General features: G+C 49.5%; 16 protein-coding genes. All 16 read right to left on the bottom strand.

Annotated features, from left to right (window positions below; genetic code table 11):
• Position 1: 1 nt before the first annotated feature.
• Genes M4D81_RS06405 through fliR form a run of 16 tightly spaced genes read right to left on the bottom strand, consistent with a single transcriptional unit; the run spans position 2 to position 15,577 of the window.
• Complete coding sequence (locus M4D81_RS06405; RefSeq protein ID WP_260065156.1) at positions 2-601, bottom strand: hypothetical protein; 600 nt, start codon at positions 599-601, stop codon at positions 2-4.
• Entirely contained in the window at positions 598-1,143 is a 546-nt protein-coding gene (locus tag M4D81_RS06400; RefSeq protein ID WP_260065155.1) for a DUF6115 domain-containing protein, read from the bottom strand. Before M4D81_RS06400 ends, M4D81_RS06405 begins: the two co-directional genes overlap by 4 nt.
• A gap of 25 nt (positions 1,144-1,168) precedes the next feature.
• Complete coding sequence (locus M4D81_RS06395) at positions 1,169-1,480, bottom strand: hypothetical protein (protein ID WP_260065154.1); 312 nt, start codon at positions 1,478-1,480, stop codon at positions 1,169-1,171.
• A 58-nt stretch (positions 1,481-1,538) separates the two neighbouring features.
• On the bottom strand, positions 1,539-2,948 hold the full coding sequence (locus M4D81_RS06390; protein ID WP_071220104.1) for a flagellar assembly protein A: 1,410 nt from the start codon (positions 2,946-2,948) through the stop codon (positions 1,539-1,541).
• A 30-nt stretch (positions 2,949-2,978) separates the two neighbouring features.
• Complete coding sequence (locus tag M4D81_RS06385; protein ID WP_071220103.1) at positions 2,979-3,767, bottom strand: FliA/WhiG family RNA polymerase sigma factor; 789 nt, start codon at positions 3,765-3,767, stop codon at positions 2,979-2,981.
• Between the two features lie 15 nt (positions 3,768-3,782).
• Entirely contained in the window at positions 3,783-4,184 is a 402-nt protein-coding gene (locus M4D81_RS06380) for a hypothetical protein (RefSeq protein WP_071220102.1), read from the bottom strand.
• A 3-nt stretch (positions 4,185-4,187) separates the two neighbouring features.
• Positions 4,188-4,685, bottom strand: a complete 498-nt coding sequence (locus M4D81_RS06375) for a chemotaxis protein CheD (protein WP_260065151.1) — start codon at positions 4,683-4,685, stop codon at positions 4,188-4,190.
• On the bottom strand, positions 4,678-5,271 hold the full coding sequence (locus tag M4D81_RS06370; RefSeq protein ID WP_251035541.1) for a chemotaxis protein CheC: 594 nt from the start codon (positions 5,269-5,271) through the stop codon (positions 4,678-4,680). The genes M4D81_RS06375 and M4D81_RS06370 overlap by 8 nt, the downstream gene beginning before the upstream one ends.
• 36 nt (positions 5,272-5,307) lie before the next feature.
• The gene (locus M4D81_RS06365; protein ID WP_071220099.1) at positions 5,308-5,769 is read right to left on the bottom strand and encodes a chemotaxis protein CheW; all 462 of its coding nucleotides are present in this window, start codon (positions 5,767-5,769) and stop codon (positions 5,308-5,310) included.
• 51 nt (positions 5,770-5,820) lie between these two features.
• A complete protein-coding gene (locus tag M4D81_RS06360; protein ID WP_260065150.1) occupies positions 5,821-7,890 on the bottom strand; it encodes a chemotaxis protein CheA in 2,070 nt (689 codons plus the stop codon).
• Between the two features lie 23 nt (positions 7,891-7,913).
• Positions 7,914-9,251 (bottom strand): protein-glutamate methylesterase/protein-glutamine glutaminase, encoded by a 1,338-nt coding sequence (locus tag M4D81_RS06355; protein ID WP_071220097.1) that lies wholly within the window; start codon positions 9,249-9,251, stop codon positions 7,914-7,916.
• A 38-nt stretch (positions 9,252-9,289) separates the two neighbouring features.
• Positions 9,290-10,180: a MinD/ParA family protein gene (locus tag M4D81_RS06350; protein WP_260065148.1), complete on the bottom strand. Its 891-nt coding sequence runs from the start codon at positions 10,178-10,180 to the stop codon at positions 9,290-9,292.
• Positions 10,177-11,625: a flagellar biosynthesis GTPase FlhF gene (flhF, locus tag M4D81_RS06345; protein ID WP_260065146.1), complete on the bottom strand. Its 1,449-nt coding sequence runs from the start codon at positions 11,623-11,625 to the stop codon at positions 10,177-10,179. Before flhF ends, M4D81_RS06350 begins: the two co-directional genes overlap by 4 nt.
• The gene (gene flhA, locus M4D81_RS06340; RefSeq protein WP_260065145.1) at positions 11,622-13,655 is read right to left on the bottom strand and encodes a flagellar biosynthesis protein FlhA; all 2,034 of its coding nucleotides are present in this window, start codon (positions 13,653-13,655) and stop codon (positions 11,622-11,624) included. Before flhA ends, flhF begins: the two co-directional genes overlap by 4 nt.
• Positions 13,656-13,679: 24 nt before the next feature.
• The gene (gene flhB, locus M4D81_RS06335) at positions 13,680-14,768 is read right to left on the bottom strand and encodes a flagellar biosynthesis protein FlhB (RefSeq protein ID WP_260065709.1); all 1,089 of its coding nucleotides are present in this window, start codon (positions 14,766-14,768) and stop codon (positions 13,680-13,682) included.
• Between the two features lie 20 nt (positions 14,769-14,788).
• Entirely contained in the window at positions 14,789-15,577 is a 789-nt protein-coding gene (fliR, locus tag M4D81_RS06330; RefSeq protein WP_071220093.1) for a flagellar biosynthetic protein FliR, read from the bottom strand.
• Between the last annotated feature and the right edge of the window lie 10 nt (positions 15,578-15,587).

The following is a 15,587-nucleotide window of genomic DNA, read 5'->3' as shown; positions in this document are numbered from 1 at the left end:
GCTAGTTGGAGGGTTTTGTCGTGATTTTCGTGATGATCGAATTGTAACTCTCGCCTGCCGTAAACGAGTATGTACCGCTCAGGATCTTGGTGTTGATTTTATTCTCGGTAGCTTTAGTGATGAATGCCTGTTTATTGTCAATGACGCCGGCATTCATAAGGCTGTTTGCTACATCGCTGAGATTGTTTCCGGATGGAATGATTACTTTAATCTGCGCTTCCGCTTTAGCCGGTGTTTTCGGCTTCGCCGGATTCGTTACCCGGGGGGATTCCTGTTTCTTCTCCTCGCCCGGTTCAGGCTTCTTCGGCTGCTCCGGTGCTTCCGGCTGTTCCGTTCCCGTCTTCTGTGCAGGATCGGCTCCTTCGGACTCGCCGCCCTCACCAAGCTTCTTCTCTTCCCACTGCTCCGCCGTCAACAGCTCGTCTGAACCTTCGACGACTTGCATATCCAAAGCTTCCGCTGCAGCAACCAGCTGCTCCTTCGTTAATTCCTGCGTCTGTGATGCAGTTGTGCCTTGACCGATCCACATCAGCTGAAGCAGCACTGCACCGATCACGAGACCACTTCCCAGGCCCATCATAAATGTACGGTTCTTGATCACACGGACTCCTCCTGTTTGGCCAACTGAATAATAAGTTGAACTTCGCCTCGCTGAAGACCCGTGGTCTTGGCAATCATATCGATGGACTTTCCTTGTTCATATAGATCAAACAGCTCCGCGTATCTGGATTTGATGGAATGTACAGGAGGTGCAGGTTCAGCTTCGGAAGTCGCTGCAGCTGCTCCTGCGGACAAAGAAACGGTCGCAGCGGCTTGCACAAGCTTCTCTTCCGCCAGTCGAAGACGCGTTTGCGAATCGGTCATCTTCTCCTCCATGGCCAGCATGCGGTGCCGCAAATCACTGACCTGCTCTTGATGTGCTTGCTGCTTGGCATCCAGTTCTTTTTTCATCTGGCTAACCAGTTCCACCAACTGTTCGTTCTCATTTTGGATTTCCGCCATGTATCCTTCAAGCGTGTTCTCCACTTCTTTTACAACCCGCTCGCTGGACACGTTCTCTTCACGGCGTTTCGGCAGCATAAAAGCATACAGCACGGCGGCAATGCCAAGCAGCACGATATATATCCATGGTTTCAAATCCATTAACTCCTTTATGCCTATAAATTATCTAGAGCGAAACATCGAAATTTTTGCCTTTATAAGGATGCTCAGCCGGCTGCTCCACTGTTTCGCTTGATTCTGCCGCTCCCCGGCCATGTTGCTGCCCAGAGGATTGACGGCTACCGTCATCGCGCACGGCTGTCTCCGCCGTCTCACTCACTTCCGTGCTTCGCTGGGCTTCCGCACGGCTGTTCTTCGTTAATTCACCCGTAAGCAGTGTCTGATCATTCATCGGTCGCTGCTGGGTTTCATTATGCATCTTGCCCGCTTCATTGGTTCTGGGGACCGCAATTTGCATCTCAACCGATTTCAAACTCAATGGAATCACCTCATAATATAGGATCATGTCCACAAGCATTTAAAACGTATGTTTTGACCTACAAGAGCGGCACCATGGTGATATCCCCTTCATGATAGTAAAAAGAAACCCGCTGCGTGGGATCCTTAACAAAGCGGGTATACCGCCCGATGACAATTTTGGCTCCGCCGTAGATCGTCTTTACCACATTCACTCTTGCTTTGCCGGTATCCTCCAGCATCTTCTCGATTTCCAGCATACGGTCCTTGATATCGGCTTGTTCTGCCATGTTTGATTTCTTGGTCGCATTCAGCTTAATCCGCAGCGCTAGCTTGTCTGGCGACAATTGACCCGAGGAAGCTAATTGATTCAGAAGATAAAGCGCTTTATCGGTTTTATCCATACTTTCTAAAGATTGCTTCAATTGGGCTCTGAGATCCGCCAGTTCATTCCGCAGCTCAGGCAGCACGCCGACTTCAACAACAGTAGCCGTCGACATGCTGTTTCCGATCGTTCGCGCAACGACCTTTTCCCCGGCCTGCAGAATGCCGCCCACCACGAGCCCCTTCATCCCGTTGCATTCGATATTCTGAACCGCGCGGATATTGGAATGCATGATGCTCTGTGAGACGAATACGCTAGCGCCGGCTATGACATTTCCATCCTGGATGAACGAGCTTTTGACATCCTGGCCCGCCTTTACATAGCCCTTATTGTAACCGATGATTCCGCCGGATATATCGATCGAACCTTCAGCCTCCAGCTCGGCTCCTTCCACAAAGCCGGTAACTCGAATATCCCCTGCTGCCTTGATTCTGAATCCGGTAAGCACATTGCCGCGAATGACCACCGTACCGACAAAATCGATATTGCCAATACTGTAATCAACATCCCCGTTAATCTCATATACCGGAAACACATTAATTTTTCCTTTTTCAGTTTTGGTGAGGAGTCCGTCAAGGGCAGCGTACATTGCAGTTTTCTCGGCGTTAACAACGACGTTCTTCCCCACCTTGAAATGAGCTTCCTTACCCGGTTTGCTCGGAATCTCCTCTCCGGTCACCGCAGTTCCGGGGACTCCTTTTGTTGGCGGGATTCGGGTTGCCAGCAGCTGGCCTTTCTTTACATTATTTAAACGAATCACTTCTTTATAGTCCACTTTGCCATCTTCGATCTCCAGCGGCTTCAGGTTCGTCTCATTCCCAAAATTAACGGTAAATTCGATTCTGCCGTTCTGTCCGTGCATAGGTTCCGTTCCCATGGCAATCGGCGTTCTACTATATTGATATTCCTCCGCATGTTCTGCGATTCGCCGCAACGTATCATGTTGAAGTCCATATCGTACCTGGTGACTTCTCAGAAATTGTTCAAGAGCTTCTACAGAGCAAGAGAAATCCTTCTCCCACTTGGTGAACTGTATATAGGCGACGACCTTGTCATCCGATAGCGTAACGCTAAAGTACTGATCCAATGCATAATCTACAGACAATCCAGGAACCCCCTTCATAAATGGCAAGCGTCAATCGTTTTGCATCAGCAAATCCCGATCTTTATCGAGCGCGCCCCGAAGTCTCAATATCGCTTTGGAATGAAGCTGAGATATTCGTGAAGGTGATAGCGACATCACCTCAGCAATTTCGCTGAGTGATAAATCCTCATAATATAATAAGGAAACTACGGTCCGCTCTTTCGGGGTTAATTTACCGATACCCTTCATCAGGGCTTCTCGCAGATAAAATTCATGGACCTTGTGATCCGGATTTTTCGCTTTCTCATCAACCAGGAGCGACATTCGGGTCTCAGACTCCTCCTCGCGGATCGGATCCTCCAGAGATGTCAATGTCATGACCGCTACTTCCTGCAGCATGTGCCGGAACTCCTTCTCAGTCACATCAAGGTAATCACTCATCTCGGAATCACTGACGCTGCGTAAATACTTCTGTTCCAACTGCTGATATGCAGTTTCAATCTTCTTCGCTTTCTCGCGGACGGAACGCGGCACCCAGTCCCCTTGGCGCAGCGAGTCCAGAATAGCCCCGCGCACACGCCAAGAAGCATAGGTTTCGAACTGCAGCCCTCGTTTGTAATCAAACTTTTCGATGGCATCAATCAGACCCATTACCCCATTGCTGGCCAAATCTCCCTTAGAAACGTTCTTCGGAAGACCGATAGCCAAGCGGCTTGAAACATAGTCAACGATGTGCAAATGATATTCGATTAGTTTCTTCTTCGCTTCATGGTCTCCATCTTCCTTCCATGCGCTCCACAAATCCGCATGGTTTAGCACAGAAGCTTTACGTTCGTCCAATTGCCTTCACCCTCCTTATTTTTCCGTAAGGTGACGAACGGCCTTGGCCAGTTCTTCGGGTTCTTTCGTTGATACCAGCTTAGGAGGATTTAGCGGTACAAAGTCTCCATTCTCTTTGCTGCTGGATTCGGAATGGATTAAATCCATCAATTCCCGATCCTCATCAGGCGTGGATAAATCAAGAACAGTTCCTCGGTCTTGCTCCCGCTGCGTGTCGACGTCCCCTTGAACAACGGCTCGCGGACCCGTAATGGCAGCAAACATCCAATTCAGCAGGAACGCCAGAAGAAACCAAATCACACATGCAAGGAGAGCCCGATACATGCTAGTCATCCACAGATTGTTACGTATGGAGAATATAAACGTGAACACAAAACCGGCAATTCCAGTCATCAGATAAAAACGGAGTTTTCCCATTAGCTACAATTCCTTTATGCCCTTTTGTACGCTTCGTATTGTAAACTTACCCGTTGCACAGTCCAACTCAACGGTTCTTCCATAATTTCCTCCGGTATCCTCGGCAATTAGCGTAATCCCCATCTGCTCGAGCCCAGCCTTGCAAGACTCTACATTACGCGGACCAATGCGCATGGTGTCACCCGAGCCGGCAAAAGCAAACATTTGAGCTCCCCCGGCCATTTTGGCTACCATACGTGCCGGAGACGCACCCAAATTCCTCATCTGATTCAACAGGATCGGAAGAGCCGTATCGGCGTATTTGGCCAGGTTTAGCTGCCCTTCTCTGGCAATCGCTGAAGATGGAAGCATTACATGCGCCATTCCACCAATCTTCGTCACCGGATCATACAACGTCAGTCCGACGCACGAGCCGAGTCCCGTTGTACGCAAAATACCGTTCGGACCTGCGACGTTCAGATCCGCCATGGCTACTTTCACTATGCTTTGTTCTTCAATCATGCTCTAAAGGCACTCCTAAAGCTTCGAAAATTTGAGCAAATGATTGTGGATCAGGTATCAGGAAGAACTGGCCTTCCACCTCGTTCTGCCCTTCTAGGAACGTCGTGTTGATTAAGAGGGCATCATCTCCCATTTCTCCGAACTGCAGCAATCCATAACTTAAGATGGCACCTGCCATATCCATCGCGAGGGCCGGCACCGTAGGTGTCATGGACAGATTGGTCAGATCGGCAAGCGACGATAAGTACGAGCCTGACAATATGTTTCCGATCTCGCATAATGCGGACTGCTCCATCTCGGAGAATTGTTCCTCATCCGACACTTCAAAGCCCGCCAGATTCTGCAGTAAATTCTTCCCGGCTTCCGGACTCATAATAAAGAAGAGATTGCCCGGCGCACTGCCTTCCACCCGTAAAAATACGGCAAGAACGAGCTGTTCGCTTCCTCCTACACTTTCGGCAATCTGCTCAAAAGGCAGGAGTTGAACTTTGGGTACAGCCATATCAATTGGTTTGTTAAGCAAGCGGGAGAGGGCGGTTGCCGCATTGCCCGCTCCGATGTTTCCTACTTCCTTCAAAACATCCATTTTGATTTCCTTGCCATGCTTAAACAGCTCCACTGTCTACTCCTCAAGGCCTTCCAGCTGAATAATCTCACTCTTGTTCAGCACTTCGGACAGATTCAGCATGACGAGAAGGCGCTCCTCTCCTACCTTCGCGACACCGCGAAGATATTTCGCTTTAATCCCGCCGACCACCTCAGGCGGAGAGTCAATGCTGTCCGTATTCAGATCGATGACATCACTAGCGGAATCTACGATAAAGCCTACCTGCATGTCATTGACAGCTACGATGATAACCCGCGTTTGATCGGTTGCTTCCACCTCGTCCAATCCAAAACGGCCGCGCAGATTGATTACAGGAATGACGACGCCTCGAAGATTAATAACACCTTTTACGAAAGCATAAGTCTTCGGAACACGCGTAATGGGCATCATTCGCTCAATGGTTTGAACCTTGTCTACCTCAATGCCGTATTCTTCCTCGCCAAGTTTAAAGACAATAACCTTGATTTCTTCTCCCATGAATAAGTCCTCCTTCAAAATGTGTGGCCTGCCGTGCTTGATAGCATCGATTTATTTGATAAATGCATTTGCGTCGATGATAAGAGCGACCTGTCCATCCCCGAGGATGGTTGCTCCGGATACTCCCTGAATGGCAGGCAGATATTTACCGAGATTTTTAATGACGATTTCACTCTGACCGATAAAATCATCGATGGTGAGTGCCGCTAAACGATCCCCCTTGCGGATCACAACGATCTCCGTTTCTTCTTCCAGCTCTTCATCAAAATCTGGAACTTCAAACAAACGGCTAAGCGAGATGACCGGTATCAGCGATTCACGGAACTGGATCATGCGGCTGCCGTGAACATGTTTGATTTGCCCGCGCTTGATGATGCCCGTTTCAACAATGGAGGAAAGCGGAATCGCGTATTTTTCGGACCCCATCCGAATCAGCATAGCTGCTATGATAGAGAGCGTTAATGGAAGCTGAACGGAGAAGTTCGTGCCTTTTCCCGGCGTCGAGTAGATGGTGACGTTACCGCCCAGGGCAACGATTTTGGATTTAACAACGTCAAGCCCAACGCCTCGGCCGGATACGTCCGAAATTTTCTCAGCGGTGCTGAATCCCGGCGCGAATAGCAGTTGATTGACCTCGTCATCGGTCATGGTCGCTGCTTCGGCCTCCGTCACAACGCCTTTTGCCAGCGCGTTCTTCAGAATCTTGTCACGGTAGATACCGCGTCCATCATCCTCAATCTCAATGAAGACATTGTTGCCGCTGTGGAACGCACGCAGATGCACGGTACCGGTCTCCGGTTTACCGGCAGCGATACGGTCGGCAACAGGTTCGACGCCATGGTCTGCCGAGTTTCGCAGCAAATGGACCAGCGGGTCACCAATCTCATCAATAACCGTACGATCCAGCTCTGTTTCAGCTCCGGTAATAATCAAATCAATTTTTTTGTCCAAGGTTTTGGCAAGGTCCCGCACCATCCTAGGAAAACGGTTGAACACCGTGTCCACAGGCACCATGCGCAGTTTCAGGACGATATTCTGCAAATCGCTGCTTACGCGGCTCATGTGCTCAACCGTGTCCGTCAGCTCCTGGTTCTTGGACTCGCTGGCCAGCTGCTCAAGGCGCACCCGATCAATCAGAAGCTCGCTGAACAGATTCATTAGAACATCGAGCCGTTCAATATCAACCCGGATCGTTCTTGAAGGATTACCTCCCCCAGCATTTCGGGCGGGTGCCTTGGATTCTTTGACAGGCGCTGAAGTTCCTTTGCCTTCCGGTGAAGCTGCAGCTGCTTGGGATGCTTCTGAAACTTGCGGTTTGACAGCTTCTGCTGTAGCCGCGCTCTCCTGTACCATTTGCTGCAAAGTTTCATGATCGAGCGCCACAACCGTGGTAGTCTCGATCTCCGAAACGCCCAGAATCTGGCTTTCAATATCTTGCGTTTCTCTTTGCGTTATGTAATACAACGAAAATACGCGATCGAATTCACCTTGTTCAATCTCTTGAACGTCCGGATACGTCTTGACGATTTCCCCGGATCTTTCCAGCGTTTCGAATACCATGTAGGCACGAACCGCCTTGAGTTGGCAATCCTCTCGCAATGTCACTTGGATATATAGAACCTTATGTCCTTCCGAAATCGATTGATCAAGCACGGAGAATTGAAACTCATCCAATTCAATGCCCTGAACGGCCGCAACAGAGTTATCCCCTTCGGCAGCTTCCCCAGCAGGTGTTGCCCCTTCTCCACGCACAATCGCCTGCAAAGATGCCACGATAGAGGAAACATCCGCTGTCCCGTCTCCGCCGTTGGTGATATCCTGCACCATCGATTCAAGAGCGTCCAAGCTTTTGAAGAGCGTGTCAAAGATAAAATCCTGCATCTTTAACTTTTCGTTCCGGACAAGATCCAGCACGTTTTCCATCTGGTGGGTAAGCGAAGCCAGATCTTCGTATCCCATCGTTGCTGCCATACCCTTCAATGTATGAGCCGATCGGAAAATAATCTGTACGATCCCGATATCGTCCGGGTTGCTTTCTAATTGAAGCATGTTTTCATTTAATGATTGCAGATGATCATTTGACTCATCAATAAACATTGTCAAATATTGATTCATGTCCATTGAGAGACACCTCCTCTTCAAGTTCACTTTCCGTTATTTACAGCTTGAACCATTCTAGGTGCGATATCATGTAGTGGCAGAACGTGGCTTACACATCCGAGCTCAACAGCTGATCTCGGCATCCCGTATACGACGCAGGTTTGCTCGCTCTCCGCGTAGGTGGATGTCACTCCTGTATCATAAAGCTTCTTCATCATTCTCGCTCCATCGCTTCCCATGCCGGTCATCAGTACCGGATGACGCTTAATCATGGTCAATGGCAGTAAGGATTCGAACAGCACATCTACAGATGGACGGTGACCGTTGCGGGCCTCATCCTCACTGATCCTGATTTGGTAAACGCCGCTGTCCGAACGGCAAACCCTCATATGGCTGCCTCCCGGAGCAATGTAGGCTTTGCCCGGTTCCAATACCATCCCTTGTTCAGCTTCCATGACTTCCAGCTGACTGAATGAATTCAGGCGCTGTGCAAGCGATTTGGTAAAGCTCGGCGGCATATGTTGAACGATGACAATCGGGGCACAGAAGTCACCGGGAATGGGCTCGAGAAAAGCTTTCAATGCTCTTGGCCCGCCGGTCGAACAGCCCACCGCAACCAAATCCGTCAATTCCATTGATTGCGGTATCTTTGCTTCACGGAGCTGAAGACTCTCGTTCTCTGGAAGCGCGACTGGAACAAAGTCTGCAACCGGCTTGCGATCTGCTTGTTTTCGCCTTGGTCCAGCGTGCTCTGCTCCTTCCGCAGCAGTAGACACCTTCTTTTCCACAGTTCGAGATGGCGGGATACGGGGCGACTCCTTTAGCTTGCTCCGTTGGTCAGTCTGGCTGACCGTTGTTCTCTTCTCAATCACCTGCGGCTTCTTGATCAGCGTTTTGTCAGAAGGCTTTGGCGAAAGAGGAACCGTTATGTCCGCACTCCGTCGTCTCTGCTCTTCTTCTTCCCACAATGCCCTCCGCTGTTTAGCCTGCATCGCCGCATTCAGTTGCTTCATTAGTTCTGAACGCACCTGCTCAATATCAAGCGCATTAGAAATGGAAGGCTTTCGTATAAAATCAAATGCTCCTGCCTCAAGGGCAAGAATGGTCTCTTTCATGCCTTGCTCATTAATGCCGGACAACATAATGACCGGACGGGGACCCGATTCCATTATCAGCTTCAGAGCATCAAGGCCGTTCATTTCCGGCATTTCTACATCCAATGTAATGACATCCGGATTTAATTCCTTTACTTTCCGAACGGCATCAAGACCGTTATCAGCTGTTCCGACAACTTGAAAAGATGGGTCACGCTCGATGAAATCGGAAAAGATTTTCCTCATAAATGCGGAATCGTCAACGACAAGCACACGAAAAGGCTTCATAGATGTCCACCTCAGTTTCCATTAATCCAAGCAAAGAATCATTTCGTACGTTTGAGCCACCGATGCATAAATCCTTTGATTCCCTTCGGAGCTTCAGGCTCTGTGGCAGCAGGGACGGTCATGTAGCGAAGCGCGATCCGTCTGATATCGCTGGAGGCGTTACATCGCGGATAAGCTGTTGTAAATGGGACCTGCCGTTTAACCGCCTGGACAACATGCGTATCATCGGCAATCGAACCCAGCAGCTTGATGTCGATATCCAGGAAACGCTGGGCCGTCAAAATAATTTTGCCCGCTGCTTCACTTGCCTCCTCTTCATCTCCCGCACGATTGACAATCAGGCTGAACGGAACCTGACATTCCGTGCCGTGCACCACCTTGATTAAGGCATAGGCATCTGTGATGGACGTCGGTTCCGGCGTCGTGACGACTAGGCATTCATCAGCGGAAGTAATAAACCTCATATTTTCCTTGGACAAGCCAGCTCCCGTGTCAAAAATGATATAGTCCATTTCCGAGGAAATAATTTCAATCTGTGAAATAAAATAATTCATTTCCTCTTCAGACAGGGACATCATGTCAGCCAAACCGGAACCTCCGGCAATGTAAGGAAGCTTGTCAGGTCCGTATTGAATTACTTCTTCAATGCTCTTCTCCCGGCGAATGAGATGATACAAGCTGTACCGGGAGCTCACGCCCATAAGAACGTCAATGTTTGCCATCCCGATGTCGGCATCAAACACCAATACCTTTTTGCCCATCGACTGTAAAGTCAGCGCAAAATTCAATGTGAAATTGGATTTCCCAACCCCGCCTTTACCGCTGCTGACCGTAATAATCTTGGCGGTTCTTGGGGATGTTGGTTTAACGCTGTTTCCTGATTGCTGAGAAGAAACCAGCTGGCGGAGCGATTGAGCTTGATCCGTCATGTACGAATCTCTCCCAGCAGCAGATGGCATAACCGCTCGCAGTCGGCCATCAGCAGATCATCCGGCACATTTTGACCATTGGTCATATAGGACAAGCGAAGGTTATGGGCATCAATCAGATTAAACAAGGAGCCGTAGCTGCCGGTCTCATCCATCTTTGTGAAGATGACCTTATCAAGTTCGTATTTGCTGAAATGATCCGCGATTTCGATCATATCGCTGCTCTTGGAGGTCAGGCTGAGCACAAGATAGGTTTCGCTTTGATCGGAATGGGAGAACAGGCTTTGAAGCTCGGAAACGAGCAGCTCATTCCGATAGTTCCGACCTGCAGTATCCATCAACACCAAATCACAATCCTGCAGCTTCTGAAGGGCTCGCTGCATATCACCGGGCGATTGCACGACTTCCATCGGCACATTGAGAATGGATGCATAGGTGCGCAGCTGTTCAACGGCAGATATCCGATACGTATCGGAAGTGATAAAACCTACCTTGCGTTGGTTACGGAACAGCTGCTCTGCTGCGATCTTCGCGATCGTGGTTGTCTTGCCGACCCCTGTCGGTCCGGCAATATATACAATCCGGGTCTCGGGCTGAACACCGCCGCCAATACGTCCCTCAAGGAACGCCTCGGCTTGCTTGTAAATCACGTTCTGCAGCTCGGCCTCGCTCATCTGCATATGACTGGCTTGCCAGGCTTCTTCAGCGGCAGTGAGCCACTCTTCCGTCAGCTTGGCCGAAAGATCCTGCTTAAGCAACTGATCCCGAATGAAATGCAGCGGCTCGGGAAGCTGCTGCGTTTCGAGATTTTGCCTGGACAATCGCGCGATCCATTCCTTCATTTCCTTAAGCTCTTCAAGGACTCTTTGTTCGGATTCACTAATTCCCAAACGGGAGCTTAATGGCTCCTCCTGTCCTCCACGAGAAGACTTATCAGACTTCACAGATTCAACTGATGCAGCCGTTTGCGCTTGATCGCATCGCATCGCGGTTTGTGCAGGTGCTGCAGGCTGTTGCCCATGACCCGCTTCATCCTTGTAACTGTTAACGGCCTCCTCGGAAGCAGCAACCTGGCTAAGAATATCTGCAAAACGACTATAGTCATCCTCCTGCTGTACGCCGGAGGTTGTATCCGTGTTATTCACGGAATTCGTGGAGGCTTGTGAACCAGGCTTTGAAATTTCAGCCGTTCGTTGATAGGCCTTGGGTACGGCACCAGAAGGTACGGCAGGCGTAACTTTGGACTTCATCGGAGCAGAGCCTTTGGATTTCTCCGCTTGCTCTACTGCGGCGATTACCTCGATCTTCTTGCGGGTAAACATACCCAGGAATCCGCCCACCTTGGTTTCCTTCGTACTCAGTATGACGGCATCCGCACCTAAATCCGTACGAATGTGCTGCATCGCCTCAGGCATCGTGTCGACGATATACCTCTTCACTCTCATAAGTTCACCACTCCGACACTTTGAATTTCGACGTTCGGCTCCAGCTCACTATAAGACAACACCGGAATATCCTGCATGCTTCGTTCAATAACCTGCCTTAAATACATTCTTATGGCCGGTGAGGTAAGCAGAACAGGCTGCTGCCCCATCTGAATGATCCGGTTAACCTGTTCACTGAGCTTCTGAAACACGCTCTGTGTCGATGCCGGGTCCATGGCAAGATAGCTTCCTTGGTCGCTCTGCTGGACGCTTTCGGCGATCTTCTTCTCAAGCTGCGGTCCAACCGTGATGACCCGCATAGCCTCTCCCTCTTGAGCATATTGCTGGGTAATCTGCCGCGAGAGAGCTTGTCTTACATATTCGGTAAGGACATCGGGATCTTTCGAGTAATGTCCATAATCCGCAAGGGTCTCGAGAATCGTGACCATGTCCCGGATCGAGATTTTTTCGCGGAGCAGCTTAGCCAATACCTTCTGCACCTCTCCAATAGTCAGCACGGAAGGAATGAGCTCGTCCACAAGGACCGGATAGCTTTCTCTGATGTTATCAACCAATGCCTTGGTCTCCTGGCGTCCAATCAGCTCATGGGCATGTCTCTTAATCAACTCGGTCAAATGGGTAGCGACAACGGACGGTGGATCGACAACGGTATATCCGGCAAGATCCGCCCGCTCTTTCATGGCCTCATCTATCCAAAGCGCAGGGAGCCCGAAGGCCGGTTCGGTCGTTTCGATCCCCGTTACGGAATCATCCTCGTACCCAGGGCTCATGGCAAGGTAGTGATTTAATAATAATTCACCGCCGCCGACAGCATTCCCTTTTATTTTTATGACATATTCATTCGGTTTTAGTTGAATATTGTCGCGAATTCGGATAACCGGTACGACAAGTCCCAGCTCAAGTGCGCATTGTCTCCGAATCATAATGATCCGGTCCAATAAATCTCCGCCCTGCTGCGCATCTGCGAGCGGAATCAACCCATACCCGAATTCGAATTCGATCGGGTCAACCTGAAGCAGGTTGATCACACTTTCCGGACTTCGAACCTCTTCGATTTGTTGTTCCTCCTCCATCTGCTCCACCTCGACCTGCTTGCGATCCAGATTGTTCTGCATCCTCCGTGCCGCAATAAATAAGATGAGCGCAATCGGTGCGGTCGTAATCAGGTGAATGGGTGTGAAAATCCCTAGCAACAGAACGGTACCTGAAACAATGTACAATAGATGAGGGTATGAGAAGAGCTGCCCTGTCAGATCCTCCGCCAGGTTCCCTTCCGAAGAAGCTCTTGTAACAATCAGCCCCGCTGCAGTGGAAATCAAAAGCGCCGGAATCTGACTGACCAATCCGTCCCCGATCGTCAGGATGGAGTATGTGCTCATCGCGTCTCCGAATGACATTCCGTGAATCGAGATCCCGATGATAAATCCGCCGATCAGGTTGATCAGCATGATGACAATCGTAGCGATGGCGTCACCCTTAACGAATTTACTTGCACCATCCATAGCCCCGTAAAAGTCGGCTTCCCGCTCGATTTTTCTTCTCCGCTCCCTGGCTTGCTGCTCATTGATCAAACCTGCGTTCAGATCCGCATCGATACTCATCTGTTTACCAGGCATCGCATCGAGCGTAAATCTTGCCGCAACCTCTGCTACCCGCTCCGAGCCTTTGGTAATCACGATGAACTGTACAACAACGAGGATCAAAAAGACGATGAATCCAACCGCAATTTCGCCATTCGCTATCCACTTACCAAACGTGGCTACAACCTCGCCCGCACTAGCTTCCGACAGAATCAGCTTCGTTGTCGAAATGTTAAGCGCTACGCGAAACAGTGTCGTGATGAGCAATAAGGAAGGGAAGATGGAGAAGTCCAAGGCTTCCTTCGTATTCATGGCCACCAGCAAAATAATAAGCGCCAGCGAGACATTGATAATCAGGAGTACATCGAGCAGCCATACCGGGATCGGAAGAATCATCATGAGTACGATGCCAATGACACCCGCAAGGACAGATAGATCTTTTATTTTCACTGCAATGACGCCTCCGGTCCCTAATTATTTCACTTTACCTTTTAGTTTATATACATAGGCCAGCACTTCCGCTACGGCCTGGAACAGGTCTCCCGGAATCGAATCCCCGATTTCCGACCGTTGGTACAAAGCGCGTGCCAGCGGCTTGTTTTCCATCGTTATAATTCCGTGTTCCTTCGCTATTTCCTTAATCCGCAAGGCCATGAAATCCTGACCCTTCGCAATGATCTGCGGAGCTTCCATCATGGACCCGTCATACTTGATCGCCACTGCAAAGTGGGTTGGGTTCGTGATGATAACGTCGGCATTCGGGACTTCCTGCATCATCCGCTGCAGTGCCATCCGACGCTGGCGTTCCCTGATCTTCCCTTTGATCAGCGGATCGCCCTCCATCTTCTTGTACTCGTCTTTGATGTCCTGTTTGGACATTCGAATGTTTTTCTCATAATCATATTTCTGATACATGTAATCCAAAACGGCCAGAATGATCAGCCCGATGGCAATCTTAAAACCCAGTGACATGGTGATATCCGCCACGAAATGAAAAATGGTGTCGGGACCCATCGTCGACAAGGACGATAATCCTTCCCTGGCAGCCCACAAGGTGGTGTACACGAGGTAGCCGATGATGGTCAGTTTAATGACCGATTTCAAAAACTCGACCAAGGAACGCATCGAGAATATGTTCTTGAACCCTTTGATGGGATCGATTTTACTGAACTTCATTTTCAAAGTCTCGCCCGTCAGCATAAACCCGACCTGCAAGTAATTGGCGATCAGCGCAACAACGAAGATCGAGATAAACAACGGAGCCAGCAGAAGCAAGATTTGAACACCGTACTCCCCGAATAACTGCATCACATTGTCTTTCGTTACGTCCATGGAGAGCCGATTAATATAAATGTCAATAAACAGTCGAACAGTGCGGTCTCTCATATACCCGCCGAAAATTAACAAGCAAAAGAATGCGGCCAGCAAAACCGATGCACCCGATACCTCCATACTCTTGGCAACTTGGCCTTTCTTACGTGTATCCTGGCGTTTCTTCGGTGTGGCTTTCTCCGTCTTTTCGCCAGCGAACAACTGTAAGTCGACCGGATACCGGTATGACATCCGCTTCACCTCCATCCTCCTTAAGTCGGCCCGTCGCCAAGAACGCCGAGTAGCTGCCGGAGTGCTTCAAACATTTTGGCAAACAGATGATCAAATAGTGACACCAGCATCGGCATGAGCAGCATCAGCAGCACGAGTCCAACGATGATTTTGACGATTATACCGATAACAAATACATTGAACTGCGGCGCCGTCCTTGCCAGAAAGCCAAGCCCGACATCGGTCAGGAACAAAGCGGCTACTAGCGGAGCGGCCATTTGAAGTGCCAATACAAAAGAGTGCGAGAATGTCCGTACGAGAAAATCCGTCACATTACCGTCATGAATCTTCCCAAACACATCCCCCGTAATCGGAATCCAATCATAGCTGTACATAATCGCATCAAACAGGTAGTGATGGCCATTCATGCTCAGAAACACCAGTAGAGCAAGATAATACTTGAAGTTACCGATTAATGGACTGGAAGTCCCCGTAAAAGGATCGATGACATTTGCCATGCTGAACCCGATCTGAATGTCAATAAATGCGCCTGCCGTTTGGACGACGGTCATAATAAGATAAGCAGTGAAACCAAGCAGCAGTCCAACCAATACTTCCTGGACAATTAATATGACGTAAGACAGATCTTGCGGAACCACTTCTCCGATCCCGAACGAAAAATATACGATCAGGGCGATGATGGCCGAAAGGCCTATTTTGTAAGAAGGGGGTATACCGCGTGAAGTAAACACTGGCGATATTACAAAAAAAGCTGTTATTCGACAAAATATAAGCATAAAAACAGGTAAACTTTGCTGCAACCATTCCATGGACACTCAG

Origin of the sequence: Paenibacillus sp. p3-SID867 (assembly GCF_025142895.1) — a bacterium.
Classification (GTDB): domain Bacteria; phylum Bacillota; class Bacilli; order Paenibacillales; family Paenibacillaceae; genus Paenibacillus_AQ.
This window is presented reverse-complemented; position numbering and strand designations above follow the sequence as displayed.

Excerpts from the sequence above, each read along its gene's own strand:
- flhB (WP_260065709.1), bottom strand. The coding sequence starts at position 14,768 with ATGTCATACCGGTATCCGGTCGACTTACAGTTGTTCGCTGGCGAAAAG.
- M4D81_RS06375 (WP_260065151.1), bottom strand. The coding sequence starts at position 4,685 with ATGATTGAAGAACAAAGCATAGTGAAAGTAGCCATGGCGGATCTGAAC.
- M4D81_RS06380 (WP_071220102.1), bottom strand. The coding sequence starts at position 4,184 with ATGGGAAAACTCCGTTTTTATCTGATGACTGGAATTGCCGGTTTTGTG.
- flhF (WP_260065146.1), bottom strand. The coding sequence starts at position 11,625 with ATGAGAGTGAAGAGGTATATCGTCGACACGATGCCTGAGGCGATGCAG.
- M4D81_RS06360 (WP_260065150.1), bottom strand. The coding sequence starts at position 7,890 with ATGGACATGAATCAATATTTGACAATGTTTATTGATGAGTCAAATGAT.
- M4D81_RS06365 (WP_071220099.1), bottom strand. The coding sequence starts at position 5,769 with ATGGGAGAAGAAATCAAGGTTATTGTCTTTAAACTTGGCGAGGAAGAA.
- M4D81_RS06355 (WP_071220097.1), bottom strand. The coding sequence starts at position 9,251 with ATGAAGCCTTTTCGTGTGCTTGTCGTTGACGATTCCGCATTTATGAGG.
- fliR (WP_071220093.1), bottom strand. The coding sequence starts at position 15,577 with ATGGAATGGTTGCAGCAAAGTTTACCTGTTTTTATGCTTATATTTTGT.
- M4D81_RS06350 (WP_260065148.1), bottom strand. The coding sequence starts at position 10,180 with ATGACGGATCAAGCTCAATCGCTCCGCCAGCTGGTTTCTTCTCAGCAA.
- M4D81_RS06400 (WP_260065155.1), bottom strand. The coding sequence starts at position 1,143 with ATGGATTTGAAACCATGGATATATATCGTGCTGCTTGGCATTGCCGCC.
- M4D81_RS06370 (WP_251035541.1), bottom strand. The coding sequence starts at position 5,271 with ATGGATGTTTTGAAGGAAGTAGGAAACATCGGAGCGGGCAATGCGGCA.